19 protein-coding genes and 2 pseudogenes are annotated in these 23679 nt (G+C 65.5%); 3 read left to right on the top strand and 18 right to left on the bottom strand.

All coding sequences use genetic code 11. The features are described from left to right. Positions 1–210: 210 nt before the first annotated feature. The 16 genes and pseudogenes from AC1D1G_RS02480 to AC1D1G_RS02405 form a co-directional block, all read right to left on the bottom strand. Complete coding sequence (locus AC1D1G_RS02480) at positions 211–1653, bottom strand: MmgE/PrpD family protein (protein ID WP_477950897.1); 1443 nt, start codon at positions 1651–1653, stop codon at positions 211–213. Next, positions 1650–2924: a CaiB/BaiF CoA transferase family protein gene (locus AC1D1G_RS02475; protein WP_477950895.1), complete on the bottom strand. Its 1275-nt coding sequence runs from the start codon at positions 2922–2924 to the stop codon at positions 1650–1652. Before AC1D1G_RS02475 ends, AC1D1G_RS02480 begins: the two co-directional genes overlap by 4 nt. Positions 2925–3095: 171 nt before the next feature. Further along, the gene (locus AC1D1G_RS02470) at positions 3096–4034 is read right to left on the bottom strand and encodes a cyclase family protein (RefSeq protein WP_477950893.1); all 939 of its coding nucleotides are present in this window, start codon (positions 4032–4034) and stop codon (positions 3096–3098) included. Further along, the gene (locus AC1D1G_RS02465) at positions 4031–4708 is read right to left on the bottom strand and encodes an enoyl-CoA hydratase/isomerase family protein (protein WP_477950891.1); all 678 of its coding nucleotides are present in this window, start codon (positions 4706–4708) and stop codon (positions 4031–4033) included. Before AC1D1G_RS02465 ends, AC1D1G_RS02470 begins: the two co-directional genes overlap by 4 nt. Further along, positions 4705–5688, bottom strand: a complete 984-nt coding sequence (locus AC1D1G_RS02460; RefSeq protein WP_477950889.1) for an alpha/beta hydrolase — start codon at positions 5686–5688, stop codon at positions 4705–4707. The genes AC1D1G_RS02465 and AC1D1G_RS02460 overlap by 4 nt, the downstream gene beginning before the upstream one ends. Next, positions 5685–6914, bottom strand: a complete 1230-nt coding sequence (locus AC1D1G_RS02455; RefSeq protein ID WP_477950887.1) for an acyl-CoA dehydrogenase family protein — start codon at positions 6912–6914, stop codon at positions 5685–5687. Before AC1D1G_RS02455 ends, AC1D1G_RS02460 begins: the two co-directional genes overlap by 4 nt. After that, entirely contained in the window at positions 6914–7951 is a 1038-nt protein-coding gene (locus AC1D1G_RS02450) for a phosphotransferase family protein (protein ID WP_477950885.1), read from the bottom strand. Before AC1D1G_RS02450 ends, AC1D1G_RS02455 begins: the two co-directional genes overlap by 1 nt. After that, on the bottom strand, positions 7948–8706 hold the full coding sequence (locus AC1D1G_RS02445) for an SDR family oxidoreductase (protein ID WP_477950883.1): 759 nt from the start codon (positions 8704–8706) through the stop codon (positions 7948–7950). Before AC1D1G_RS02445 ends, AC1D1G_RS02450 begins: the two co-directional genes overlap by 4 nt. A gap of 1348 nt (positions 8707–10054) precedes the next feature. Further along, positions 10055–11029 carry a PDR/VanB family oxidoreductase gene (locus AC1D1G_RS02440; protein ID WP_477950881.1) on the bottom strand — a complete coding sequence of 325 codons (975 nt, stop codon included), beginning with the start codon at positions 11027–11029 and terminating at the stop codon, positions 10055–10057. Positions 11030–11264: 235 nt separating this feature from the next. Then, positions 11265–12461, bottom strand: a complete 1197-nt coding sequence (locus tag AC1D1G_RS02435; protein ID WP_477950879.1) for a cytochrome P450 — start codon at positions 12459–12461, stop codon at positions 11265–11267. Between the two features lie 253 nt (positions 12462–12714). Next, positions 12715–13776 (bottom strand): LLM class flavin-dependent oxidoreductase, encoded by a 1062-nt coding sequence (locus tag AC1D1G_RS02430; protein WP_477950877.1) that lies wholly within the window; start codon positions 13774–13776, stop codon positions 12715–12717. A gap of 1417 nt (positions 13777–15193) precedes the next feature. Beyond that, a complete protein-coding gene (locus tag AC1D1G_RS02425; protein ID WP_477950875.1) occupies positions 15194–15676 on the bottom strand; it encodes a MaoC family dehydratase in 483 nt (160 codons plus the stop codon). Beyond that, positions 15673–16020, bottom strand: coding sequence for a hypothetical protein (locus tag AC1D1G_RS02420; RefSeq protein ID WP_477951094.1), 348 nt, complete (start codon positions 16018–16020; stop codon positions 15673–15675). Before AC1D1G_RS02420 ends, AC1D1G_RS02425 begins: the two co-directional genes overlap by 4 nt. 252 nt (positions 16021–16272) lie before the next feature. After that, positions 16273–16787, bottom strand: a pseudogene (locus AC1D1G_RS02415) (thiolase family protein); the annotation flags it as partial. A gap of 29 nt (positions 16788–16816) precedes the next feature. Continuing rightward, positions 16817–17554, bottom strand: a complete 738-nt coding sequence (fabG, locus tag AC1D1G_RS02410) for a 3-oxoacyl-ACP reductase FabG (RefSeq protein ID WP_477950873.1) — start codon at positions 17552–17554, stop codon at positions 16817–16819. 99 nt (positions 17555–17653) lie between these two features. Then, entirely contained in the window at positions 17654–18472 is an 819-nt protein-coding gene (locus AC1D1G_RS02405) for an SDR family NAD(P)-dependent oxidoreductase (RefSeq protein WP_477950871.1), read from the bottom strand. A 249-nt stretch (positions 18473–18721) separates the two neighbouring features. Here AC1D1G_RS02405 and AC1D1G_RS02400 point away from each other — a divergent pair, with 249 nt between their 5' ends. The 3 genes from AC1D1G_RS02400 (at position 18722) to AC1D1G_RS02390 (ending at position 21277) form a co-directional block, all read left to right on the top strand. Beyond that, positions 18722–19633, top strand: coding sequence for an alpha/beta fold hydrolase (locus AC1D1G_RS02400; RefSeq protein ID WP_477950870.1), 912 nt, complete (start codon positions 18722–18724; stop codon positions 19631–19633). Beyond that, positions 19620–20321 (top strand): Crp/Fnr family transcriptional regulator, encoded by a 702-nt coding sequence (locus AC1D1G_RS02395; RefSeq protein ID WP_477950868.1) that lies wholly within the window; start codon positions 19620–19622, stop codon positions 20319–20321. Before AC1D1G_RS02400 ends, AC1D1G_RS02395 begins: the two co-directional genes overlap by 14 nt. Before the next feature lie 134 nt (positions 20322–20455). After that, complete coding sequence (locus tag AC1D1G_RS02390; protein ID WP_477950866.1) at positions 20456–21277, top strand: SDR family NAD(P)-dependent oxidoreductase; 822 nt, start codon at positions 20456–20458, stop codon at positions 21275–21277. A 71-nt stretch (positions 21278–21348) separates the two neighbouring features. Here AC1D1G_RS02390 and AC1D1G_RS02385 read toward each other — a convergent pair whose 3' ends face one another. Together AC1D1G_RS02385 and AC1D1G_RS02380 are read right to left on the bottom strand one after the other, a co-directional pair. Further along, complete coding sequence (locus tag AC1D1G_RS02385; RefSeq protein WP_477950864.1) at positions 21349–22683, bottom strand: MFS transporter; 1335 nt, start codon at positions 22681–22683, stop codon at positions 21349–21351. Between the two features lie 175 nt (positions 22684–22858). Further along, a pseudogene (locus AC1D1G_RS02380) lies at positions 22859–23621 on the bottom strand (IS110 family transposase). Between the last annotated feature and the right edge of the window lie 58 nt (positions 23622–23679).

Genomic DNA, 23679 nt, shown 5'->3' with positions numbered 1-23679 from the left:
CGAGCCAGGCTTTAACTGTGCCTGGCCATCCGCCACTTCCCTTGGCTGGTATCTACGATCGGGGTACCGTCGGCCGGCGTGGCGGAGTTGTTGTCGTCTTCCGCGACCGCGAGATGTGGGACCACCGTAAGCAGGCACGCTCGCGCCCTACCCGCGATCACCAGCGTCACCAACTGACACTCACCGTCTCGGCCGGCGCGTGCCGATGCCTCACCCGCTCCCAGGGACAAAATCGGACGCTTCTGCCTCGCAGTCATAGAACGCAGACCGATCGCAGACTTGGCGCTCACAGTGACAGATGACGCCGCCGAACGAGTGGATAGTCCCTGGAAATGGTGCAACCACTGCGTGATCCTTCCTGGGCTTCTGCGGTGTGGTGGCGCGAAGCAGATCACGGACCGTGGTGTCCTCGTGGTCCAGCATCTTCAGCAGGGCTTCGACCCTGCCTGAACCAGCCACCCGCCGGGCCGCGAAGTCCAACTCCGCGCGGCTGGGCACTCCGACGTCTCCACTCTCCCCGGTCAGCCGCATCGTTCGGCCGTCGGCCAGAGACACTTGCAGCACGAACTCTCCCATCGCCAAGGACTCATCGGAGACGACGGTCATGGCCCGCACGCTTTCGTCGGTCACCGCGGCCGGTCGACGCCCGAGGTCAGCGGCGGTGAGGTCACCGGTGCGTGCCATCACCGCCAGGCAATACGGCGTACTCATCAGGCGGCGTGTCCACGAGTCGACGCTCTGGGAGCGATCGATTCCAGGGGTCGCCGCGAAGCTCGGAGCCATCCGTATCTCGACCGCGACGATGCTCTCGCCACCCGCCAGCACTCCCGCCAGCAGACTCGCCGGAACCTGATTTACGGTGCAGACCGGGTAGCGCTTGAGAGAGACTCGGGTGGCCGCTGTGCGCGGATCGTGTCCGGTGGACGTCTCGGGGTGCGGCGCACCCAGCACGGTGAACAGGCCGGCACTCCCCCAGAGCGGGTCGATCGCAGCCTCCCAGGGGGCGTCCGATGACCGAGCGGCCTGCCACGCCAGAAGGCCTGCGGCAGCTACCTGGTAGAGCCACTCCTGGGTACCTTCCGTCCATGTCTGCGCTGTGCCGAAGGCCGAGGCTGCGACGCGGGACACCGCTCGTTGTACCCTAGTCGGTTCCCACGCCAGCATCCGTCCCGCTCCCACGACCGCGGCGATCGGGCCAATCACACAGGTCGCTCGGATGCCGCGGCCGGCCAGGCCAGGTGAGACATGCTCGCCAAGGACCTCCGCGGCCGCCATCGCCGAGGCGAATCCGGCAACCAGGTCCCGGGTCGTCGACGCGGACGCCTCGCCCAAGGCCAACAGCAGAGGGAGCGCCGTGGTACCGACATGGGTGACCGATCCGAAGTGGGCGTCGTCCTGTGTCAGCGCATGCATCGTCTGCGCGTTGCGCGTGATCGCCGACGGAAGATCCACGAGCAGGCCACTGAGCAGATCCGTGTACGAACCGTCCCATCGCTCGGGCTTTTCCAGCATCTCGCCTACCAACCCGCGCGCACTCATCGCGACGGCCAAGTCATGCACGATCACGACCTTCGCTGCCTCAAGCGCGGCGGCCGGATATATTCCTGCGGCCAAACCGACGACGTCGGTGGGCGTGGCGCTTCGTCCCGTCATGCCCGGGCCTCCCCGAGCGGGGACGAGACTGCCGCGGCCGATGGCGCCGCGTCGCGACCGATGCCCACGACGCCGTCGTGCACCAGCAGGGCGATGCCTTCTGGCTCCACTCCGAGCTCGGCCAGCAGTGCTTCCGTGTCCTCTCCGACAGTCGGAGCTCGGCGTTGCGCACGCGGGGCGCCGTCTGCGATCAGCGGGGTGTTGACGATTCGGGGGTGACCGAAACGGTCGGCATCTTGCGGGAACATATCGCGAGCGGCGTATTGGATGTCGTCCAGCATCTGGGGCACGGTGTTGACCGGACCACAGGGCACACCGCCGGCCCGCAGGCGCTCGATCCACTGGTTCCTCGACAGCGTGGCGAACCGCTCCGCCAGCAAGTTCGAGAGCTCACGGCGGTGTACGAAGCGCGCGTACTCCCCGACGAACCGCTCGTCACCGGAGAGGTCGATGGCAAGGATGTCACAGAACGGCTGCCACAGCCGCTCCGTCACCCCAATGACCAGCACCTCGTCGTCGCCGCAGGTGAAAGCCTGATACGGAGCTGCCAACCGGTGCGCTGTGCCCAGTGGGCCGGGTACCTCCCCGCCCCCTACATAGTCGGCCACCTCCCATAGTGACCAACCGGCGATCGTGTCTGCGAGCGACACGTCGATGTGCGCGCCGCCGAGCCCAGCGCGGACGCGAGCCAGCGCCGCGAGGACGCCGATCGCACCCCACATCCCCGTGCCGAGATCTCCGATGGGGTAGCCAGCTTTGGCCATCTCGCCGTTGAAAGCGCCAGTCACGCTCAGGATTCCGCCGTACGCTTGGGCCACAAGATCGATTCCCTTAGCGTCCCGCATCGGCCCGTACTGCCCGAAACCCGAGATCGAGCAGTAGACGAGGTCTGGGCACTTGCCTTTCAGATCGTCGTAAGACAAGCCCTGTCGGGCCAGTGCACCAACTCGGAAATTTTCCACCAGGACGTCCGATTGCGCGGCCAGAGCCTTCACGACGCCCCGCCCGCGTTCGGACTTGATGTCGACGGCGATGCTTCGCTTGTTGCGGTGGATCAGGTCGAATGGGAGCGGAACCTTCTGGTCGCCCACCAGTCGTCGCCTCAGCGAGTCCCCCTCCACCGGCTCCACCTTGATGACCTCGGCACCCAGGTCGGACAGAATGGTCGTGCAGTAGGGACCCGCGAGGGCTCCGGTGATGTCCAGCACCCGAACCCCGTTCAAGAAGTTCGAGCCACTCGCAACGGGAGCGGCGTCAATCGTTTCCGGCATACCATTCCTCCTTCGGGCGGGCGACGTTCCTGCCCTGACCTCTGCCCCGCCAACCATCGAGCGGCGCCCCGACCAGCGACGATCGGCACTTCCTTCGTGCCAAAGGGCTGTATCCGGTTATAGTTCCGCACCTCGACGGGGTCGTCTGTGACCTTGGTTCAGTGAACGGCATCAGCGGATAGCGACTGCGTTGCCGGGCGACCCGACACCGCGCGGCAGGTTGAGTGGCACGGCGGCGAAGAAGCAGCTGTATCGGCCGTCTGCTGCGCAGACCGCGGACAAGGCTCCGAAGTCGAACATTTCACCGATGATCATTCCCAGCATCGGGATCAGCTGCACGTGCAGAATCGGTGTCGCCGCCGTTTTCGGCGGCATGACCTCGACCCCGATGTTGTCCCCGACGACCGCGGAGATGCGACTGTCCCAGAGGAACTCCGCGACATCCTGGCTGGCTTCGAGACCGGGTGCGGCCAGTGCGCGGCTCATTTCGACGCGCTCATCGTCGTCCGCCTCCAGGTAGGAGTCGATGTATCCGGTGTGTAGCAGCAGGATGTCTCCCTCGCGGAGTGTCTGTCCCTGTGCAGCGAGTGTGCGCTCGAGGTCGCAGACGCCGATGCTGATCGGCTCGGTGGGCTCGTAATCGGCCAGGTCACCGTAACGGGCGATGTCCACGAGCACACCACGCCCGACGATCCCGCCCTGTGCCAGGGCGTCGACGGCCAACCGTCGGCCTGCGCCCGCCTGTTCGGGGTCGACTCCGTTGTAGAACCCCAGGCCGGGCGCCCTCACATGTCGCAGCGTGTCCCATTGGGTGGATCCCTGCAGGTAGAAGTTGTCGATTACGTCGTCGCGCATGACCTCGTCGAGGTCGAACACCGAGTGCCTGATTTCGCCCCGGTGGAAGTAGCCAGGATTGGGCAGGTCCAAGGGCAGGCAGACATTGACACGCTCGCCGGTCCGGATCTCGTCGGCCGCAGCTGCCACTGCCTCAGGAGTCAGGAAGTTCGCAGTGCCGATATCGTCCTCGGGACCGAAGACTCCCCAGGAACTGCGGAGCCCATTCGCCATCACCGGCAGTTCACTGAATCGCGGTATGTCACGTTGCTTCATGTCGTTTTCCATTTTGTGTGGCCAGGCATAAGGCCGGATGAGGACCGCAGGGATGCCACGATAGGTCCGGTTACGGAATCATCCGCGTGACGGAGTCCTGCCAGGATCTTGTCCGCCTCCGCCAGTACGTCCTCGGTGCACCGGTCGACCAGGTCATGTGCGACGGCCTCTGCGGCGATCCACCGCTCGCCCCCGAGCAACAACAGTCCTGCTGGGCCGGGCCCCACGACCTGGACGAGCCGATGCACCAGGTGATCCGCGTAGGCGAGTCCGTTCTTCAGTACGGGGATCCCGAATTGTGAACGTGGGGAGCAGATCCGAATGTCGCAGGCGAGTGCGAGGCTGCACCCGGCGCCGAAGCACGGGCCGTCGATCGCGGCCAGGGTGGGCTGTGGGAGTGCAGCGAGTGACGCCACGACCTCCGCGGCGAGATCGGGGCCGTGCCCCTCGGCATGAGCTGCGTCGCGAACCTCGGCGAGGTCCCGGCCTGCCGAGAAACTGCCACCGGAGCCGAATATCACCACCGCCGAGACATCATCGGCGCTCGCGATCGCCCTCAAGTGTGCCAGCAGGCGCGCCCACATCTCCGAGGTCAAGGCATTCCGCTTTTCGTGCCGGTCGATCGTGATCTGCGCGATACGGTCCGCCACATCGAGTCGAAGACTCTCCGTCATACCTGCACCCTCGCGGAAGCCGCCTCGACCATGCTCCTCAGCACAGCGATCTCCTCGTCCGACTCGCGGCGGCTCACCGCGGCCTCGCGTACCGCGACCGACCCGTGGTAGGTGCCGGGAAATACGTGTAGCTCGACCGGCACCCCCGCGGCCAGCAAAGCCCGCGCGAACTCGATTGCCTCATCCCGCAGTGGATCGAACTCGGCGACTGCGACGTATGCCGGTGGGAGTCGGCGGAAATTCTTCGCGCGTGCCGGTGCCGCATACGGCGGTACAGCGTCGCCACCTCGCTCGACTTCGCCGAGGTACATGGACCACAGCAGGTCGAGATCGCCTCGCACCAACGCGGGAGTGTCCGTGAAGCGCCTGCTGCTATCCGTCGACAACCGATCGTCGAGCATCGGTGATGCCAAGAACTGCTGGGCGATCGGTGGACCGTTCCGGTCGCGGGCGAGCATTGCAGTGGCGGCCGCCAGGCAGCCACCGGCGCTTACCCCGTGCAGGACGACGAGGGAGGGATCGATGTCCCAGCCGGCGACCCGCTGGTGCAGCCACTGCAGACCGCTGTACACGTCCTCCGCCGGAGTGGGGAACGGCCACTCCGGTGCGAGCCGGTAGTTCACCGCCACGACGACGACACCGACCTCCCGTGCGATCTCCAGGTTGCGCAGGTGGTTCGTCTCGAGATCGCCCAGAATGAATCCACCGCCGTGTACGTGGTATATCGCAGCGCGACTGGCGCGGCGCTCCGGCAGGTAGACCCTTAGCTCCACCGGGTGCCCGTCGCCTCCTGCACAGACATGGGACTCGATCGTCACTCCCTCGTCCACCCGGACCGCCCGCAGCACTGCCGCCGTCGCGGCGTTCGAGCTGAGCTCACGGGCATGCCGGACATCCGCTCGGTTGATGTGCGGCAGGGAGGTTGCAGGCTCGACCAAATCGGTGTCGAGGTAATACCCCGTCGATGTGGCCTTCCTCATGCGTTACGACCGGCTGCCTGGCGGCGCAATTCAGCCCGGGCCAGGGCGTTCTTGTGCACCTCATCAGGGCCGTCGGCGAAACGCAGGGTGCGAATCTGGGCGCTCATGTTGGCCAGGGGGAAATCCTGAGACAGCCCGCCTGCACCGTGGGTCTGGATGGCTTTGTCGAGGATCCACTCGACCGTCGACGGGGTCGCGATCTTGATGGCCTGGATCTCCGTATGGGCGGCTTTGTTGCCCACGGTGTCCATGAGCCACGCTGCTTTGAGCACCAGCAGCCGGAGCTGCTCGAGTCGGACACGCGCCTCGGCGATCCAATCGCGGATCACACCCTGCTCGGAGAGAGGTTTACCGAAGGCGATGCGCTCCTCGGCGCGAGCACACATCAGTGCAACGGCCCGCTCTGCGACACCGATCGAGCGCATGCAGTGGTGTATCCGGCCCGGCCCGAGCCGCGCCTGCGCGATGCCGAAGCCGTCGCCTTCCCTGCCGATCAGGTTGCCGGCAGGGACACGCACGTCGGTGAAGGACAACTCGGCGTGCCCGCCGTGCTCCCGGTCGTCGTAACCGAGGACACTCATGCCTCGGTGGATCTCGACTCCCGGTGTGTCCCTCTCGACCAGGATCATCGACTGCTGGTGATGCCGATCGGCGGACGGGTCGGTCTTGCCCATGACGATGAAGATCTTCGCCTGGGGGTTCATGGCCCCGGAGATCCACCACTTCCGACCGTTGACCACGTAGTCGTCGCCGTCGCGCTCGATCGAGGTCGCGATGTTGCTCGCGTCCGAGGACGCGACTGCGGGCTCGGTCATTGCGAAAGCGGAGCGGATCTGTGCGGCGAGCAGTGGTTCGAGCCAGCGGGCCTTCTGCTGCGGGCTGCCGAACTGCGAGAGCACCTCCATGTTTCCGGTGTCGGGCGCGGCGCAGTTCATCGCGGGCGGGGCCAGGTGAAGGCTCCGGCCCGCGATCTCGGCCAGGGTGGCGTACTGAACGTTCGTGAGTCCACCGCCCTGCTCGCCCGGCAGGAACAGGTTCCACAAGTCACGCTTGCGCGCCTCGGTCCGGAGCTCATCGATGATCGGCAGCGAGTCCCATGCCCAGCGATTCTCAAGGTCCTCGAGCTGCGCGTGGAAGACCGGCTCGGCGGGGTAGATCACGTCATCCATGAACTCGAGCATGGTCGCCCTGAGTTCCTCGGTTCGAGCGTCGAACTCGAAGTCCATTAGTCATACTCCTTCATCGCGGTGAGTCCGGTATCGAGCAGGAAGTGGACGGAATCCCTGAGCTGCTCGAAACCTTCACCGATCGTGTGCCCGCTGATGTAGCGGAAGTGGACGCCCTCGGTGATCGCGGCGAGTTTGTAGGCTGCGAGGCCGAGGTGGAAGCCGAGCGCTCCGGGGTCGCGTCCGGAGGCCGCGCTGTATCGATCGATGATCTCGGCTTCGCTGAGGAAACCGGGGGCCGACGCCGCGGTGGCGACGGTGGCCGCGCCGGACTCGCCCAGCCGGTGGTATACCAACATGAGAGCGAGATCGCTGACCGGATCGCCGATCGTCGCCATCTCCCAGTCGAGGACCGCGGTGAGCTCGTCCTCTTTGTCGACCAGCACGTTGTCCAGCCGGAAGTCACCGTGCACGATGCCGACGGCGGACTCCGCCGGAACAGCTGAGGCGAGGAGTTCGTGCAATTCGTCGGCAGCAGGCAGATCCCGGTTGTGTGAGGCGTCGAGCTGTCTCTTCCAGCGAGCGACCTGACGGATGAGATAGCCTGCGGGCCTGCCGAAGTCCCCGAGCCCGATCGTCGCGGGGTCGACCTGGTGCAGCGCACCGAGCGTGTCGATGAGCCGCGTCGCGATCACGTGGGTCCGTTCCGCGCCTAGCTCCTGGAGCTGCTCCGCCGTGCGATACGGCGTGCCGGGCACCCTCTCCATGACGAAGAACGGTGCACCCACCACGGTCTGGTCGGCGCAGAACCCGTAGGTCCGGGGCACAGCAACCACGGTGTCCCGGAGCGCCGTGATCACCCGGTACTCCCGGCCCATGTCGTGTGCGGTGGCGAGGACGTGCCCGAGGGGCGGCCTGCGAACGATCCAGTCCCGCGCTCCGTCGGACACAAGATACGTGAGATTGGATTTGCCCCCCGTGACCACCGTCGCTGTGAGCTCGTGGCCCGCTCCCGGAACGGCCTCGGCGAACCAGCTTCCGAGCCGACCGAGGTCGAGGCCTGGGACGTCGTGGGGGTCGGTCGATGGCCGGGTCACGCGGAGACACCTCCGAGGGTCAGTCCACCGTCGATGACGATATGTCGGCCGGTGATCCACGAAGCTTCCGGGGAAAGGAGGAAGGCGACGGCACTGGCGACGTCGTCGGGTTCGCCGAGCCGACCGAGCGGGAAGCCTGCGGCCACCTCGTCCTCCCGGCCTTCATACAGTGCGCTGGCGAACCTCGTCTTGACGACACCCGGTGCGACCGCGTTCACGCGGATGGCAGGCGCGAGCTCGAGTGCCATCAGCTCGGTCAAGGACGCGAGCATCGCTTTGCTCGCGCCGTACATCCCGATTCCAGGCGCCGGTCTGATCGCCGAGATGGACGAGACATTGACGATCGCTCCCCCGTGCTCGTTCATCCAGGCGCGATAGGTTTGCTGCACCCACGCGACGGCCGCTATGCAGTTGACGTCCAGGACTTTTCGGGCGACGTCGAGGTCCAGGTCGACGATCGGTCCGTAGACCGGGTTGATGCCGATGTTGTTCACCAGGAGATCAGCGCCGCCGAAAGTGTCGATCGCCTGTCGGATGGTGCTGGCCTGGTGGTCCGTGTCGTTCGCCCTGCCCGCCACACCTAGCGCGACCTCCGGTCCGCCCAGTTGGGCCACCGCCTTGTCGAGTCCCTCTTGCCTGCGAGCAGTGATCACGACCCGCGCTCCCTCATTGACCAGCCGCTGGGCGATCGCCAGCCCGATTCCCCGGCTGGCCCCAGTAACGATCGCGGTCCTGCCGTCGAGCCGCCTGTGCATTTCTCATCTCCCTGTCGGTTTGCGAACCTGCGGCAAGCCACGCCACTCATTCCGGGCGAAGGATGTTGCAGTAGTGCCGGACGGCAGACTCCACGTCGAAACGCGGTCGACCTGCACTCCTCTCGGCGATCACCTTGATCGCGTACCGCCCGGGATCGCTGGTCAACCGTTCCAGCCGCGTCCGATGGCAGAAGTCTGCCTCCTGTCCGGCACCGATGAATGTGACCTGAATCCACCATCTTCGCCACCCCCGCAGTGCGGCCAGACCGGCGCCTCAACGCCTCAGAACGATGCCAATCAGTCAGCTTGGCGGGAGGGCCCATCTGGGAGGGACGGTGAAGCCGCTCGTCCTTCTCGCATGCGGCCTTCCCGATCGGCGTACTTCGAGACGAGAGAACCTTTGTCGGCGCGGACTGCCGCGTGATCACCACTGCCCGGACCTGAGCCCGCCTTCGACCGCAGAGGAGTCCCGGCCGAACTCATCATGTCGGCCGACCACTCGTCGACATGCCGAGTACCGAACAGGCGGCGGGCCCCGCGATGGGGTAATGCACTGGTCCGGGCAACACAGGCCTTGCCGAGCGCCGTGTCGCTGGCAATTCCGCCGAGGTCGGCACCGGAGTCCGGCGAGGAACCCTGCAGGCGGCCGATCGGGGTCCGAGCGCCGGCGACGATCACAGAAGTAAGGGCCGTTCCGCTGATCATGCCTCGGCTCCGCCGAAGACACTCCGGGCGGCCGACCGCGGACATCGCCTTGGGCCAGCCCGCGTAGAGGCCAGGTGAGTGATGGCTTCCTTCAGCTCGGCTTCGGTGAGTCCGTACTCTTTCGCCAGTGCGAGATCGCCCCGCAATTGCTCCGTGTTTCCCCGGCGACGAGCGCGGCGACCGTATTGAGGCTGCGGTCGTCGCGCGGCGGGAGGTCGGGTCTGACCCAAACGCCCCCGAAAGGTACGTCGTCGGTCAGCGATACCAATTTGGGCGAGAAGTCACTGACGACTTTCTGGGCCATCATCTGTCGTGATGAGTCGGTCATGATCTTGTTTCATGTGTGGTTTCGAGCGAGCCGAAGGCGGCCACCCCGCGGGACGACAGGATCGGTCTCGTCGGATCGAAAGTCCACCGTTACGGACGGGAATCACTCGAGGACACGGGGATCGAGCCCAGGGACGACCCACATGTTCGGCTGTCTTCGTCAGGCGCGCCGGGCGTCGCATGTCCCGTGGACCTGTTCGATGTCGTGGAACAGGTTGCAGGACCGGTCGAGCTCGAGTTCTTCATACGGGTGCGCGGCACGTTCTCACCAAGGTCCTCGGCTTGTCGATTGGAGAGGCTCCGACGAGCCGCTCGATCAGAGATCGAGTACGAGGCGCGCGGAGCGCGACCTGGACACGCAGATCATCATGCTGGTGTTCTCCATTCGCTCGTCCTCGGTCAGCACCGAGTCACGGTGATCTGGAACACCATCGAGCACCCCGGTCTCACAGGTCCCACAGACGCCCTCCTGGCAGGAGACCATGACTTGAATGCCGGCGGCCTCGACGACGTCCAGGATCGATTGGTCGGCAGGCACCTCAAGGGTGCTTCCGGTCTGAGCCAGCAGCACCTCGAAGGTCTTCTGCGAACCGTCGTTGGCGCTGGGCTTGGCGGCGAAGCGTTCGAGTTGCAGGGTGCCGTACGGCTTCTCGGAACACGCCACTTCAACGGCGGCGAGGAGCGGCTCGGGACCGCAACAGTACACCGCGAGATCATCGGCGGACGTCGACGGCTCGTCGATGACAAGGCTGAGATCTAGTAGGCCGACCTCGTCGGCCGGTCGGATGCTCACGTTGCTCGGATACCTCTCCTCGAGAAGGTCCCGAAAGGCCATGGAGGCACGGCTCCGCCCGCCGTAGAGGAGCTGCCAGTCCGATCTTGCGGCATCGACCTGAGCGATCATCGGGAGCAGCGGGGTGATGCCGATGCCGCCGGCGATGAAGAGGTAGCGCTTCGCCTCCCGGAGGGGAAAGTGATTCCGGGGCCCGCGCACGCGGATGGTGTCGCCCGCGTTGAGCGAGTCGTGCACCTGGGCGGATCCGCCTCGACTGGTTGGTTCGCGGAGGACCGCCACCTGCAGGATTGCCCGGTCGGCCGGATCGCTGCACAGGGAATACTGACGGGTGAGCTCGTCAGCGAGAACGAGATCGATGTGCGCGCCCGGAGCCCACTCTGGTAGGTCCGCGCCGGAGGGATGGCGCATGGTCAGCATGACGACGCCGTTAGCAAGCTCCTCCTTCCGCTCCAGTAGGAGGTCGATCTCGTTCTCGTGCGCGAGACTGGTTGCCATTGATCAGTTCTCTTTCGTGACGTCAGGCGTAATTCCGTGGAAGACGCGCCCGGGCGGCGTGCGACCGCGGTCGATGGGGAGGTCGCATGGGGTCGGCTCGATACCTCCGATTCCGCATACCCGCAGATGCGTCGGACAGAGCGGGGGTCGATTTTGCGTGGTAGGCGGCGGAAACCAGCCTGTCGATATTGATGCGTTGAACACCGGTCTGGATTGCCCCGACTCCACGGCACCGTCATCTGCTGTCGACGCTGAGCTTCAGCTTCGGATAGAAGACCGTTGTCCCCGCCATGATTCGCTCACCGAGCGGCTCGTTGAACTTGATCGTCGATGTCTGGTCGAGCAGCGCGCTGACGAGCCCGACGCCTTCGAGCCGGGCGAGCGGTGCGCCGATGCAGAAGTGCGAACCATAGCCGAAGGCAAGCGAGGTGTTGTTGCTGCGGCCCAGGCGGACTTCGTCCGCGTCCTCGAATACGGCAGCATCCCGATTGCCCGACGCGAACAGGCAGACAACGTGCTCTCCAGCGTTGATCTCGGTGTCGCCGATGTGGACGTGTTCGGCGACCTCTCGGCCGACGAAGGAGGCCGGCGTGTCCAAACGCAGTACCTCGTTGACGAAACTGAGGGCCAGGGACCGGTCGTCGCGTAGCTGCTCCATTGTCTCCGGGTCAGAGGCAAGTCGGTAGGCGATGAAGCCCAGCATGTCCTTCGTCGTCGCAATTCCGGCGATGATGAAGGTAAAGATAGCGGCGACGAGCTCACGCCGACTGAAGTTCTTCCCGTCGACTTCCGCATAGATCAACAGGCTGATGACGTCCGAAGTGGGTGTCTCGGTCGCCAGTCGCGCGTCTATCTGGGCTTCTATGTAGTCCTTCAACTCCGGCAGGGCGTCCATCCCTTCGCCATGCTCGGTTCTATTGAAGATCGGGTAGTCACTCACCATGCAGTTGTCGGACCACTCCACCAACTTGGGCGCGTCGTCCACCGGGAGGCCGAGCAGGTCACACATGACGAGGGCGGGCAGGGGCCGCGCGACCTTCGCAACAAAGTCACCGCCGCCAGCGGCCACGAAGTCGGTGATGAGCCGGTTGCAGGTTTCCGCCACGAACGGCTCGCTCCGGCGGAACTGCCCCGCACCGATGATCGGCCGAAGCAGTCTCCGCAGCCAGGAGTGTCTTGGCTCGTCGACCTCCGACAGCATCTTGTCCTCTTCCCGGACGACGACCCCGGGAGCTCGCAATTGCCCCTTGCTCAAGAAGACATCAGGATTCCGCATGACCTTGGCGATGTCTTCGTGTCGACTGAGAAGGTGAACCCCGGAACGCGTCCACGCCACCGGGCAGCTCTCGCGGAGCTCGCCGAAAGTCTCGTAAGGAAATCTCGATCCGGGCGCAAACGGATCGTACTCGATCGCAGTGCGTTCGCTCGTCATCGTCTTACTCCTTGTATCTCTGTAAATTCAAGCTGGTTGGCCGTCACATCGTCACCGGCCGAGGTCGCCTCGGACAGCGACGAAGTCGGAGATGGCATTCATTTTCGAAGTCCTGCGCGCACAGGCTCACCTCGCGGGATGGGCGGGCCGTCCAGTCCCGCTTGATCGCGTTTCCGATACCTGCCGCGAGGAACGAGCGACGCATCGATGTTGGAGGCATTTGGGGCGAAGCTTGTCCACGGTCTTTATGTCTCTAGCCCTGCGGTGCTTCTACGCCATGAGCACTCCGCGCCGTGACTGTCCGCGAGTTCGGTAGCCCAGCCCGGAGGGCAGGCAGGATGTCCGTCCCGATCGCTCCGATTTGGTCGAGCAGGGCCTCGCGACTCAGTCCAGGCAGGTGTATCCGTACGTTGAGGGCCGCAGACGGACCCAATGCGATCAGCTCCGCGAGCAGGGTGTCGATGATCTCGCTCGGCTCGCCGCTCACAAAGTCGTTCACCGGACCCGTAGGTGCCCTGTCATGCCCCGCGTAGGCCGCTCCGAGCTCCTCGCGTGCGACCTTCGGGACGGTCCCAACGTGGACCCGCCGGATCCACACCCGCGGCCCCCTGCCACCTGCTGCCTCGTAGGCAGCGGTGACCTGCACCGCCCGGGCCGCATCGTTCGATCCGATCAAGAGGATCCCACTTCCGTGGGCCGCCGCCTTCGCTGCGGCTGCCGTGCTGTGGGCAGCGTAAAGAAGCGGAACGGGCCTGGTGGCGACTGCACCGATCGCCGGATCGCCGCAGAGTAGATCCGCCCCTCCGAGGGACCGTTGCAAGTTGGTGACACCCTCCGCGAACCGGCGCGCGAGTTCCTTCCCCGAGAGACCGAGCGCTGTAAAGTCCGACTCGGTGTAACCCGCCGCCACTGCAGCGCCGAGTCGCCCGGGATAGCGGGCCGCAGTCCAAGCGATCTCCTCCGCGAGCAGAGCCGGATTGCGTACCGTGATCAGTGTCGGTGTGGGACCCGACCAGATTCGTTCGGTCTCGCCGAGAATCCAGTTGCTGGCCAGCAAGGGCTGCGGGAGATAACCGGGAAAGCCGGCGTGGTGTTCGCTGAGGGTGGCGCCGTCGAACCCAACCGACTCCGCGAGCACGGCCTGCCCGAGGATTGCGTCGACCTGACCAGGCACGTCGGGGAGCTCCTGTCGGTGAATTCCCAGGGCAATCGTGCCTGGCCCGTACGGCTCCGTGGACGGTCCGGCATTGCCATCAGTCGCGCCCGCCATGTCAGTGCCCGACCGCCGGCTCCGGCTCTTGTTTGTCAAGTCCATCCGGTCACTCCTCGTTGAGTCGGAAAAGTTTGTCCTGCACGATGTCCGGGCGAGTACGCGGCCACTACGCCGGTGGTACCAACACCGGACCATGTGTTGGGTGCAATGCTGTGGTCGGAGCGGACCCGAGTCTGTGACCTAGGTCTCATAAGTCGGTCGCGACGGGGATGATCCGATCATCGGCGATCTTCATCGGGGCGATGTCGTCGGCGCGCGGCACCCGGGTTTGCGCGTGCGCGAACCCCATGCCCCTGCCGCTCGAGCTAGGCGAGGATCGTGTCAGCGTTCTCGCCACCGGGGCTCGGGTCCATGGGGACTATCGTGTTCTCGATGTCGGCGTGGTCGCGTCCGACCGTGTCGCAATGCGCACGTCGAGCTTGTGCTCGAGTCGGGCGAGTCGAAGAAGTTGCATGACGGCGCGTAGCGAGCGACCAGCCGTAGTGTTTTTCGCTCACCCCCGCCCGGGACCAGGATCGAGGGGAAGCGGTCGCCGATGGGGCTGGGGACGTTGAGCGTCCGCTTGAGGGTGTAGTGCTCGCGGCAGTACCGCTCCTCGTCGTTGACCCACATAAGCAGATCTGGAGGGCCTCCTCCAAACGCGCGAATCGCTCCGCCGTCGGTGGGAACGGCAACCCCGAGCCCGCGTGCCTCCTCCTCGAACCAGACGGCACCGATGCCCAACCGCGCACGCACGCCGCTCAACACGTCCGCTGTGGTGACGCACTTCGCGCATCGCGGGCATGCGGTAGGAGACCGCGCTCACCGGCGTCAGAAGTTCGATTCGCGACGTGCAGGCGGTCAGGTAGCCGAGGGTGGTGTAGGCCTCCAGCATCTCGCTCTCGATCGGACCGTTTGGCGGGATGTGCCACAGGCAACGGCGAGCCGCGTGAACCCCTCCTACTCGACTGCGACGGCGACTTGCCGCGTATCCAGCGCGAGCGTGGAGGGCCGCCCTGCCACGTGAAATCGGAGAGCTGCAGGACGATCTTCATTTGCGAGCCGCTCTCGAGCGGATGAGGTGGAGACGACGTCGGGCCGCAACTCCGGGTTCGGTTGGCACAGCGAACTCGCACCGGCGGGACGCCGAGGTCTGTGCCGGTGGCTGTGTGCCCCCTATGCGGGACGTTCCCGTAAGTCACGAGGACCCCGTCGGAGAACAGCACGAACGGTCCCCGGCCCGGCAGCACGCAGCACGCGCGCCCCCCACATCGGCCGAACCACCTACAACGACGGTGGCCCGCGGAACTCGCCCACCTTGGCGATTCGTCTTTGTGATCACGGCTGGGTGTGCCAGACGTTCGGCCCGTACCGTCAGTGCCTTCCTGCCCTGTCCGGCACTCGCCAAGCGCAACCGAACTCTCGACCGAGCCCGCGGCTCGATCCGGTGATCACGGCTACGCGTCCGTCCAGACTTCACTCACGACGAACTTCCTTCGATGAATCGGCTGGCCTGCAACGCGACGCAGACCGGCTTTCCGCCCCCGTCCCGCTCGAAAATCTGCTCGGTCACCACATGTGCCGCACCTGGCCCGACGAGGTCGGCGGAGCGGATCACGGCACGCATCTGCACACCGCACCCCACCGGCAGCGGAGCCGGGAACCGGACCTTCTCGTACCCGTAGTTGACTATGTGCGCGAATCGGTCGAGGGAGATGAGTTCACCGAGCAGCGCTGGCCCGAGGGACAGCGTGAAGAGGCCGTGCGCGATCGTGGAGCCGAAGGCGCTTCGAGCGGCCCGTTCAGGGTCGAGGTGAATCCACTGGTGGTCGCCGGTGACAGCAGCGAATGCCGCGATCGTGTCCTGCGAGACTTCCCGCCAGCCGGTCGGGCCGAGTTCGACGCCGACCAAGGCGGCGAGCTCGGCAACACTGCTCGGGCGGGGAATTGAAGTCGACGTCATGGTGTCCTCTGTTCAGTTCGGGGACCGGCGGTCACAGCTCGAAGAGTCCGGCGGCACCCATTCCGCCGCCGATGCACATGGTGACGACCACGAAGCGGACAGCGCGTCGCCGGCCCCTCGAGCGGAGCGTGGCTGACCATGCGCGCGCCGCTCATACCGTACGGGTGCCCGATAGCGATGGCGCCCGTACACGTTGTACTTCTCGGGATCGATCCCGGACGAGGACGGCAGTACACGGCCTGCGATGCGAAGGCCTCGTTGACTTCCCAGAGATCGACGTCTTCCACCGACATCCCGTGCCGTTGCAGCAGGCGGGGCACGTCGAACACCGGTCCGATGCCCATCTGGTCCGGCTCACAAACGGCCACTGCGACACCGCGATACGTGACAAGTGGTATCAGCCCACGACGGGCCGCAAGCCTTACGAGAGTGGTCGAAGGTGGGTTGCCCTCGTCGAGGTCGAGGTCGAGGGTGAAGGCAGCACTGTCGGGACTGTCCGGGGCCTCACCCGGGACGTGGCGGGGTCCGCCGAAGAGGACGATCTCTTCCTTGAACAGGCCCCGCTCCCGCGCAGCTGCCGTCCGGCGCAGCGGCTGCAGAGCGTAATTGTCCTGTACCTCACTGCTCACGTCGAACCGCTGCGCGACGTTCTCTGCAGTCTCCAGCATCGAGACGTAGATGTCGTGGCCGTGGTCGAGCAGCCAGGGATCGTAGGCGCGGTAGCCGTGGCGATGATCATTCTGTGCCAAGGAGATCGGCTCGACGCCGCCGCCCACCGTCAGCTGCATTCCGTCCGCAATGATCTGCTTTACCGCGATCGCGACCACCATCAGACCCGAGGCGCACTGCCGGTCGACGGTCATCCCCGCCACCTGGTCGGGAGACCAGCACGCAGAGCTGCCTGACGAGCGACGTTGTAGCGGCTAGCGCCCTCCTGCATCGCGCATCCGAGCACGATGTCCTCGACCTCACCGCCCTCGAAACCCGCTCGTTTCAGGGCCTCTCCCACAGCGTGGGCGGCTAGGTGCTGAGCCTGTGTGTCGTTGAACGAGCCACGACAGGCCTTGCCGATCGGGGTACGGGCGGTCGAAACACTGACGGCTTCGCGCATAAGTCCTCCGGGGTGTGGGTTGGCCCGGCTCAGATGGCAATGCCGCCGTCGACCGGCACGACGACGCCAGTGATGTAGGCAGCCTCGTCCGAGGCCAGGAATGCCACGGCAGCAGCCATCTCTGACGGATCACCGAAGCGGCCGAGCGGGATCGTGGCCTCGATCTCGGCGCGTCGCTCGGCCGGGATCGAGGCGATCATACGGGTGTCCGCATTGGGCGAGATGGCGTTCACGGTGATGCCGAAACCGGCGAGCTCCTTGGCTGCGGTTCTGGTGAACCCGATGATCCCCGCCTTCGCCGCAGAATAGTTAGCCTGCCCGCGATTGCCGTGGAGTCCGCTGTAAGAGGTGACGTTAATGACCCTTCCGCCGCCTTGTCGGCGGAAGTGCGGCACAGCCGCCCGAGTCATCCGGAACGTCCCGCCGGTGTGTACCGCGAGCACCGACTCCCAGTCCTCGTCGGTCAGCTTCCAGAGCATTCCGTCGCGCAGGATCCCCGCGTTGTTGACCACGACATCGACACGCCCGGTGGTGGCGACGACCTGCTCATACAGCGCGGCGACCGCGCCGGTGTCCGAGACATCGGTCGTCACTCCCACGGCACCGATATCCTTGGCTGTGTCCGCCACAGCGGCGACGTCGGCATCGACGCAGAACACGGCGGCACCAGCCTCGTGGAACCGTTCCGCGACGGCGCGTCCCACTCCCCTGGCAGCGCCGGTCACGACGACCGTGCGGCCGACGAAGTCGAAAGTCATATTTGGCACGAGAGTTCCTTTTCGTGGGTAGCCGGATACAGATCCGGACGGTGTACTCCTGAGATCGAGCAGGGGAACCGGGTTCCCTGTCGCTTCTCACTCGGGTTGTTAGGCGATCTCTTGCTTGGCGAGTCGGCGGAACGACGGGACCATCGGCGCGTACCCCGAGATACCGCCATCGACGACCAGGACGTGACCGTTGACGAACGCCGACTCCGGTGAAGCCAGGAAGAGGGCGGCGAGCGCGATGTCGTCCGGCCGACCGAGCCGCGGGGAGGAGACGTGTTCCAGCATCAGTTCGGTCTGCTCCGGTGAGAACATCTGTTCGGTGCCCGGGGTGACGATGTGGCCCGGCGCGATCACGTTGCACCGGATCCCCTGCTGGCCATACTCCACCGCGACTGACTTCGAGAAACCGATCACCCCAGCCTTCGACGCTGCGTATGCCGGGCGAGACTCCAGGGCGAGCCACGCGACGACCGACGAGGCGTTGGTGATGCTCCCTGCCCCGGCTCGGACCATGTGCGGCAACACGTGCTTCGCCACGAGCATGCACCCGAGGAGATCCACCCCGAGTTGCTTCGTCCAGACCGACAAGCTTCCATCCGCAACATTCACGTCATGCGGCACCACCCCACGGTTCGACGCGTAGTTCTGGAGGACGTCCACCCCATCGAACATCTCGACGGCGAAGGCGACCAGGCCAGTGACCTGGTCCTCGTCCGATACATCAGCGGCGAAGGCCTCAGCGGTCCCGCCGTCCTTGCGGATACGCCCGACAGTGGCCAGCGCCTTCGCCTGGTCGACGTCTGCCGCCACCACTCGGGCTCCCTCGCGGGCGAACAACTCGGCCGTGGCCGCCCCGATTCCGGACCCCGCACCGGTGATGATCGCCGTCTTGCCCTCCAGCCGCCCGATCTCGGTCATACCTTTTCTCCGTCCTTATTAATCTTTCGACTCTCAGACCGGGAGTCTGGTCGCCTTTCGCCGCGAGGACTGTGACTCAGATCCGGCGACTCGGCCGCCCGGGCCGGGTCGAGACCTGAGTCACAGACGAGCGGCGCCCGCCGCGGAGACTATTGCGTCCGGGGCGCCCGGAACACGAGGAGCCCAAGCATTGACCTGGGGCGACGCGGCCGCGCGACTACCGGGTCGGGTCGCAGGAAAGGAACGGACATGTGCCCACTCGTCAAGACCTCGGACGGCTTCCGACTGCACGTGACCGACACCGGCTCAGGGGCACCGGTCGTCTTCCTGCACGAGTTCTGCGCCGACCACCGCAGCTGGTCAGGGCAGGTCGCCGCGCTGCGCGACGAGTTCCGGTGCATCACCTACGACGCCCGTGGCTATCCCCCGTCAGATGTGCCGACGAGCCCCTCGTCCTACTCCTGGCAGCATGCAGTCGACGATGCGATCGCGGTGCTCGATGCCGTCGGCATCGCCTCTGCGCACCTCGTGGGGCTGTCGATGGGCGGCTACACGGCCGTGCAGCTCGGACTGCGTCACCCCGATCGCGTCCGGTCGATCATGGCCGTAAGCGTGGGGTCGGGGTCGGACCTGGCGGTCCGATCTGCCTACCTGGCGGAGACCCGGACTCTCGCCGAGCAGCTTCGTTCCGAGGTGCCCGAGATCGTGGGGCGCCGAATGGCGAACGGACCGAGCCGCGTTCAACTCCGCCGCAACAACGAGCCGGCCTGGCATGAGATGATCGAGCGGTTCTCCGAGCTCTCGGCGGAAGGGCTCGCCCACACGATCGTCTGCGTGCAAGGAACCCGCCCTCCCCTCCATGACTTCTTTGACGAGCTGAGCACCTTGTCCGTGCCATTGCTCGTCGTGGACGGCGACGAGGACGAGGCATGCCTGCCCACCGGCCTCATACTCAAGCGGACGGCACCTTCGTGTGGACTGCGCGTGCTCCCGCACACCGGACACAGCCCCAACCTAGAAGACCCCAAGGACTTCAACGAACTCACGCGGCGATTCCTCCGTCGCGTCGACTCGAGCGGCTGGCCGCAGCGCGATTCGCGGTCTCGAGCCGTCCTGCAGCTCAGTGACGTCGATGTTGATGCGTCCGATGAGAGCGCCTGATCCCGTGCCGGCACCGGCGGCGCTCGAGGCCTGGTCGAGAAGCTTCCTGGCGAGTGCCGCCCCTGAGATCCGAGATTTGCTGCTCGCGGACAGCCGGATCGTGTCGTACCCGCCGGGCGCCTTCCTCAGCGCGGGGAACGGTCGCGACTACAAGGCGGCCCTCGTGCACAGCGGAATACTGCGTGCCCTGATCACCACCTGGGAGGGCCGGGAGGCGACCACTCGCTACCTGACAGCCGGGCAGATCAGCGGCGTGCCGGCGATGCTCACTCTTAAGGCACCCTCCTCGCTGCAGGCCCTCACCTACTGCGAGGTGTCGCTTCTGAACCAGGACACCTTCCGCAGACTCATGGAGGCCCGTGCCGATCTCTGTTACCTGGTGGCCGTGTATCTCGCGGAGTCGGCGTACGAGGTCATGATGTACCTCGAGGGCAACGCCTTCGGCTCCGTCCAGCAGCGGGTGAGCACGCACCTTCTAGCTATGGCGGTGCCCACGTCCCGGGGCCTGCTGGTGCAGACGGACCAGACCGAACTCGCGAACGCCATCGGCTCCGTGCGTGAGGTGGTCGCACGGGCTTTGAAGAGACTGAGTGACACCGGAGCGATCCGTCGCTCGCGACGGCAGATCTGGATCGAAGACCCGAGCCTGCTTCGATCGCTCGCCTCCGTCCCGCCACTGCGCCATTAGACGGACCGGCGGCGATCCAGAGCTTGCGGTCGGCCGCGGCGAGCAAGTGGTGCATGCGCGACTTCACCACTCGCTCAACCGAATATTCCTGTCCGCCGGGCATCCTCCCAGCGGACGACTCGAAAGGGAGAAAAATGGACATCTCAGGCAAGGTAGCCGTGGTCACCGGCGGCTCTGGGGGGATCGGTCAGGCCCTCGCCGCACACCTCTTACGCGGGGGTTGCGACGTGTCGATCGTCGACCTCGACCTCGAGGCGACCGAAGCCGTCGCTGCGGGCCTCGCCACCACCGGCTCGGGTCGGGTGCAGGCGCTAGCGGCAGATGTCTCGGACAGCGCCGGCATCGCCGAGGTGCTAGACCGAACGGAATCGGCGTACGGACCGGTCGACCTCTACTTCGCGAACGCTGGCGTACCAGGCGGGCCCGGTCTCGGTGACTCCGACGAGGAGTGGGCTCGCGCCATCGAGGTCAACGTCCTCGCGCATGTGCGAGCCGCCCGCCTGCTCGTGCCGGGCTGGTTGGACCGCGGCGCGGGCTACTTTGTCAGCACCGCATCGGCGGCGGGCCTGCTCACGCAGATCGGCCTGGCGACTTACTCGGTCACCAAGCACGCCACCGTGGCGTTCGCGGAGTGGCTTTCGATCACCTACGGCGACCAGGGCATTCGCGTAAGCTGTGTGTGTCCGATGGGCGTGCGGACGCCACTGCTCCACAGCGGCACCGACTCGGGCGACGAACTAGGCGCTGCCGCCTCGCGATCGGTCATCACCGCGGGCGCCGTACTCGCCCCCGATCAGGTCGCGGAGACGACCCTCGAAGCGGTACGGGAGGAACGGTTCTACATCCTGCCTCACCCAGAGGTAGCCCAGATGTACGCCGAGAAGGCCGCCGATCCCGCCCGCTGGCTCAGTGGTATGCGGCGTTTCCAGAATCGGATCCTGACCGATTTGCGTTGAGCACTCGTTCCCACCGGATGCGCCCGCCAGGACAACGGTCCTGGCGGGCGCATCCGTACTCCGTCGGTGGCTCAGGCGCCCCTGGGCAGTTCACGGTCCACCGACAGTGACACGACCACTGCAGTGATCAACGCTGCGGCTATGAGCAACCACGCTGGCGCCAAGAGATTCCCGGAAACCTCGGTCAGCAAAGTTGCGAAGAACGGTGTCGTGCCCGCGAACAGCACGCTTCCTAAACTGTAGGCGATGGCAAAACCGGAGGCGCGAACCTCCGTTGGGAACAACTCGGCGAACGTCACCACAATCGCGCCGCCGTAGGCTCCGAGCGGCACCCACAGGAGCATCTGGCCGAGGAGCGCCGGCAGGAACCCGTTGAGCCCGATGATGAGGAAACTAGGATAGGCCAGCACGACGGTGAGACCGCATGCGAGGAGGAGGATCGCCCGCTTGCCGAATCGGTCTACGAGACGGCCGAAGACCAGGACAAAGACACCGCCTACGGCCGCGGAGAGTCCCAGTGACACCAGAGATGGCACCGCTCCGAGACCGATCACCGTCCGGTTGTAGCTCAGCAGGAAGGCCTGCACGGTCACCGATAACCCGTGGAATCCCAAGCAAATACCAATGACCGTCAGGAACGGCCGCCAGTGCTCGCTGAGAAGGGTTCGCAGAGGGCTTCCGGCCCGTGCTTTGTCGGCTTTCAGCTGCTCGAACTCCGGTGATTCTGCGGTCCGGTAACGCAGATAGAGGCCAACCACCAACAGTGGGAAGCCCAACAGGAACGGCACACGCCACCCCCAACTGTGCAACGCCTCCGTCGACAATCCCAAGGTCAGACCCAGGATCAGAAAGATTCCCAGCACACTGCCCACAACACTGGCGAACACCACGAACGACCCATAGAACCCACGCCGACTCTGGGGCGCCAGCTCAACAATGTAAGTCGACGACGTCCCATACTCACCCCCCACGGACAAACCCTGGAACACCCGGGCAGTCACCAGCAACAACGGCGCGATCACCCCCGCCTGAGCATAGGTGGGCATCACTCCGATCAACACCGTAACCGCACCCATCATCATGACCGAAATTGCCAGTGCCACCTTGCGTCCACGCCGATCGGCCAGCCGTCCGAGCGCGATGGCTCCCACCGGCCGCACGAAGAAACCGACCGCGTACACCGCGAATGTTGAAAGAAGCGCGGCAATCCGATCCTCTGCCGGAAAGAACAGCACCGCGATCACCGGGGTCAACGCCGCGAAAATTGAGAATTCATAAAACTCGATCACCGTGCCAATGCCAGCCGCCAAAACTGAGCGACGTGCTAAGGGCGGCGGGGCGCCTAGCGGCGAACTCTCGTCCACAGTCTTCGTAGTATCCAAATCGAGCGCTCTTGAATCAGACATCATTGTCCTCCGGTAAGGGTGGTGCGCCTCCGAGGCAGCGGGCGCTTGGAAGCGTAGGCGTTGGCGACGAGGCGCTTCTGTAACCAAAGTCCGCGCGTGTGATCCCCGTCTCTTACTCGACAGGGACTGTCACTAGCTCCGTCAAGTAGCGGGAGACTTGTCGCTTGCTCCTCTGTCAAGCAGCGGCTGCGGTGACCATCAGTGATAGATCTGCGGCCATCGCTTTGATGACGACGTCCGAGAGTCTGCGTTTGAGGATGCGGAGTGCTTCCATTCCACCGTCGCCGCTGGCCTTGCGGCGTGCCAACAGTGCTCGCGCGTCGGGATGACAGCGGGCCTGAGTGAGTGAGTGCGATGCGGTGGATTGCGGCATTGAGCTGACGGTTCCCGGTGCGCGAGAGTCGATGTCGAGCGCGGTTCGACGACCATATTGGAAGCGGCGCGGTGCCGTTTCGTCGGCGCCTTCCACCCTGGGTCGAGCTCGTGAAGGTGCCAGCGCAGGCGTGCGATGATTCGAGTCCGTTCGGCAACGAGGTCTTCGCGATGGTCGACCAGGAGCCGGAGCTCACGTTCTGCGCCGTCGAGGCGGGCTTCGGGCAGATCGGGCTCACGCAGGGCCGCGCGTGCGACTGCGAGCGCGTCGATCGGATCCGACTTGCCGTAGGTGCGGGCGCCGTCGCGGACGTTCGCCATCAATTTCGGCGGGACGCGAACTATTCGTTCGCCGGCGGCGATCAGATCGCGTTCGAGGCGCCGGCTCAGGTGACGGCAGTCTCGATGGCCCATAGTCGATCACCAGACTGTTCAGTCGCCCAGCGCAGCAGCGACAGATGGTCTTTGCTTTTCGTACCAATGGTTTTCGTCGACAGTTGTCGTCCCGTCTGATCGACCCCGACGGCGGTGTGGGGGCGCTTGTGCGCATCGATCCCGATGACCATCCTGGTTGTATGTCTCCTGCCCAGGTTGCGGGTGGGTGGCTCTACCGGTCGATCGGCA

The organism is Rhodococcus sp. P3_B8 (assembly GCF_056402775.1).
The sequence above is the reverse complement of the archived record's forward strand: the minus strand, read 5'-3'. Positions and strand labels throughout refer to the sequence as shown.

Bases quoted from the DNA above. Each gene is read 5' to 3' on its own strand.
- AC1D1G_RS02445 (WP_477950883.1), bottom strand. From the start codon at position 8,706: ATGCACAGGCGGCTCGACGGCAGGACCGCGATCGTTACTGGGGCCAGC.
- AC1D1G_RS02480 (WP_477950897.1), bottom strand. From the start codon at position 1,653: ATGACGGGACGAAGCGCCACGCCCACCGACGTCGTCGGTTTGGCCGCA.
- AC1D1G_RS02405 (WP_477950871.1), bottom strand. From the start codon at position 18,472: ATGACCGAGATCGGGCGGCTGGAGGGCAAGACGGCGATCATCACCGGT.
- AC1D1G_RS02455 (WP_477950887.1), bottom strand. From the start codon at position 6,914: ATGGACTTCGAGTTCGACGCTCGAACCGAGGAACTCAGGGCGACCATG.
- AC1D1G_RS02430 (WP_477950877.1), bottom strand. From the start codon at position 13,776: ATGGACTTGACAAACAAGAGCCGGAGCCGGCGGTCGGGCACTGACATG.
- AC1D1G_RS02460 (WP_477950889.1), bottom strand. From the start codon at position 5,688: ATGAGGAAGGCCACATCGACGGGGTATTACCTCGACACCGATTTGGTC.
- AC1D1G_RS02395 (WP_477950868.1), top strand. From the start codon at position 19,620: ATGAGAGCGCCTGATCCCGTGCCGGCACCGGCGGCGCTCGAGGCCTGG.
- AC1D1G_RS02425 (WP_477950875.1), bottom strand. From the start codon at position 15,676: ATGACGTCGACTTCAATTCCCCGCCCGAGCAGTGTTGCCGAGCTCGCC.
- AC1D1G_RS02420 (WP_477951094.1), bottom strand. From the start codon at position 16,020: ATGGGCATCGGACCGGTGTTCGACGTGCCCCGCCTGCTGCAACGGCAC.
- AC1D1G_RS02475 (WP_477950895.1), bottom strand. From the start codon at position 2,924: ATGCCGGAAACGATTGACGCCGCTCCCGTTGCGAGTGGCTCGAACTTC.
- AC1D1G_RS02385 (WP_477950864.1), bottom strand. From the start codon at position 22,683: ATGTCTGATTCAAGAGCGCTCGATTTGGATACTACGAAGACTGTGGAC.
- AC1D1G_RS02470 (WP_477950893.1), bottom strand. From the start codon at position 4,034: ATGAAGCAACGTGACATACCGCGATTCAGTGAACTGCCGGTGATGGCG.
- AC1D1G_RS02435 (WP_477950879.1), bottom strand. From the start codon at position 12,461: ATGACGAGCGAACGCACTGCGATCGAGTACGATCCGTTTGCGCCCGGA.
- AC1D1G_RS02440 (WP_477950881.1), bottom strand. From the start codon at position 11,029: ATGGCAACCAGTCTCGCGCACGAGAACGAGATCGACCTCCTACTGGAG.
- AC1D1G_RS02390 (WP_477950866.1), top strand. From the start codon at position 20,456: ATGGACATCTCAGGCAAGGTAGCCGTGGTCACCGGCGGCTCTGGGGGG.
- AC1D1G_RS02400 (WP_477950870.1), top strand. From the start codon at position 18,722: ATGTGCCCACTCGTCAAGACCTCGGACGGCTTCCGACTGCACGTGACC.
- AC1D1G_RS02465 (WP_477950891.1), bottom strand. From the start codon at position 4,708: ATGACGGAGAGTCTTCGACTCGATGTGGCGGACCGTATCGCGCAGATC.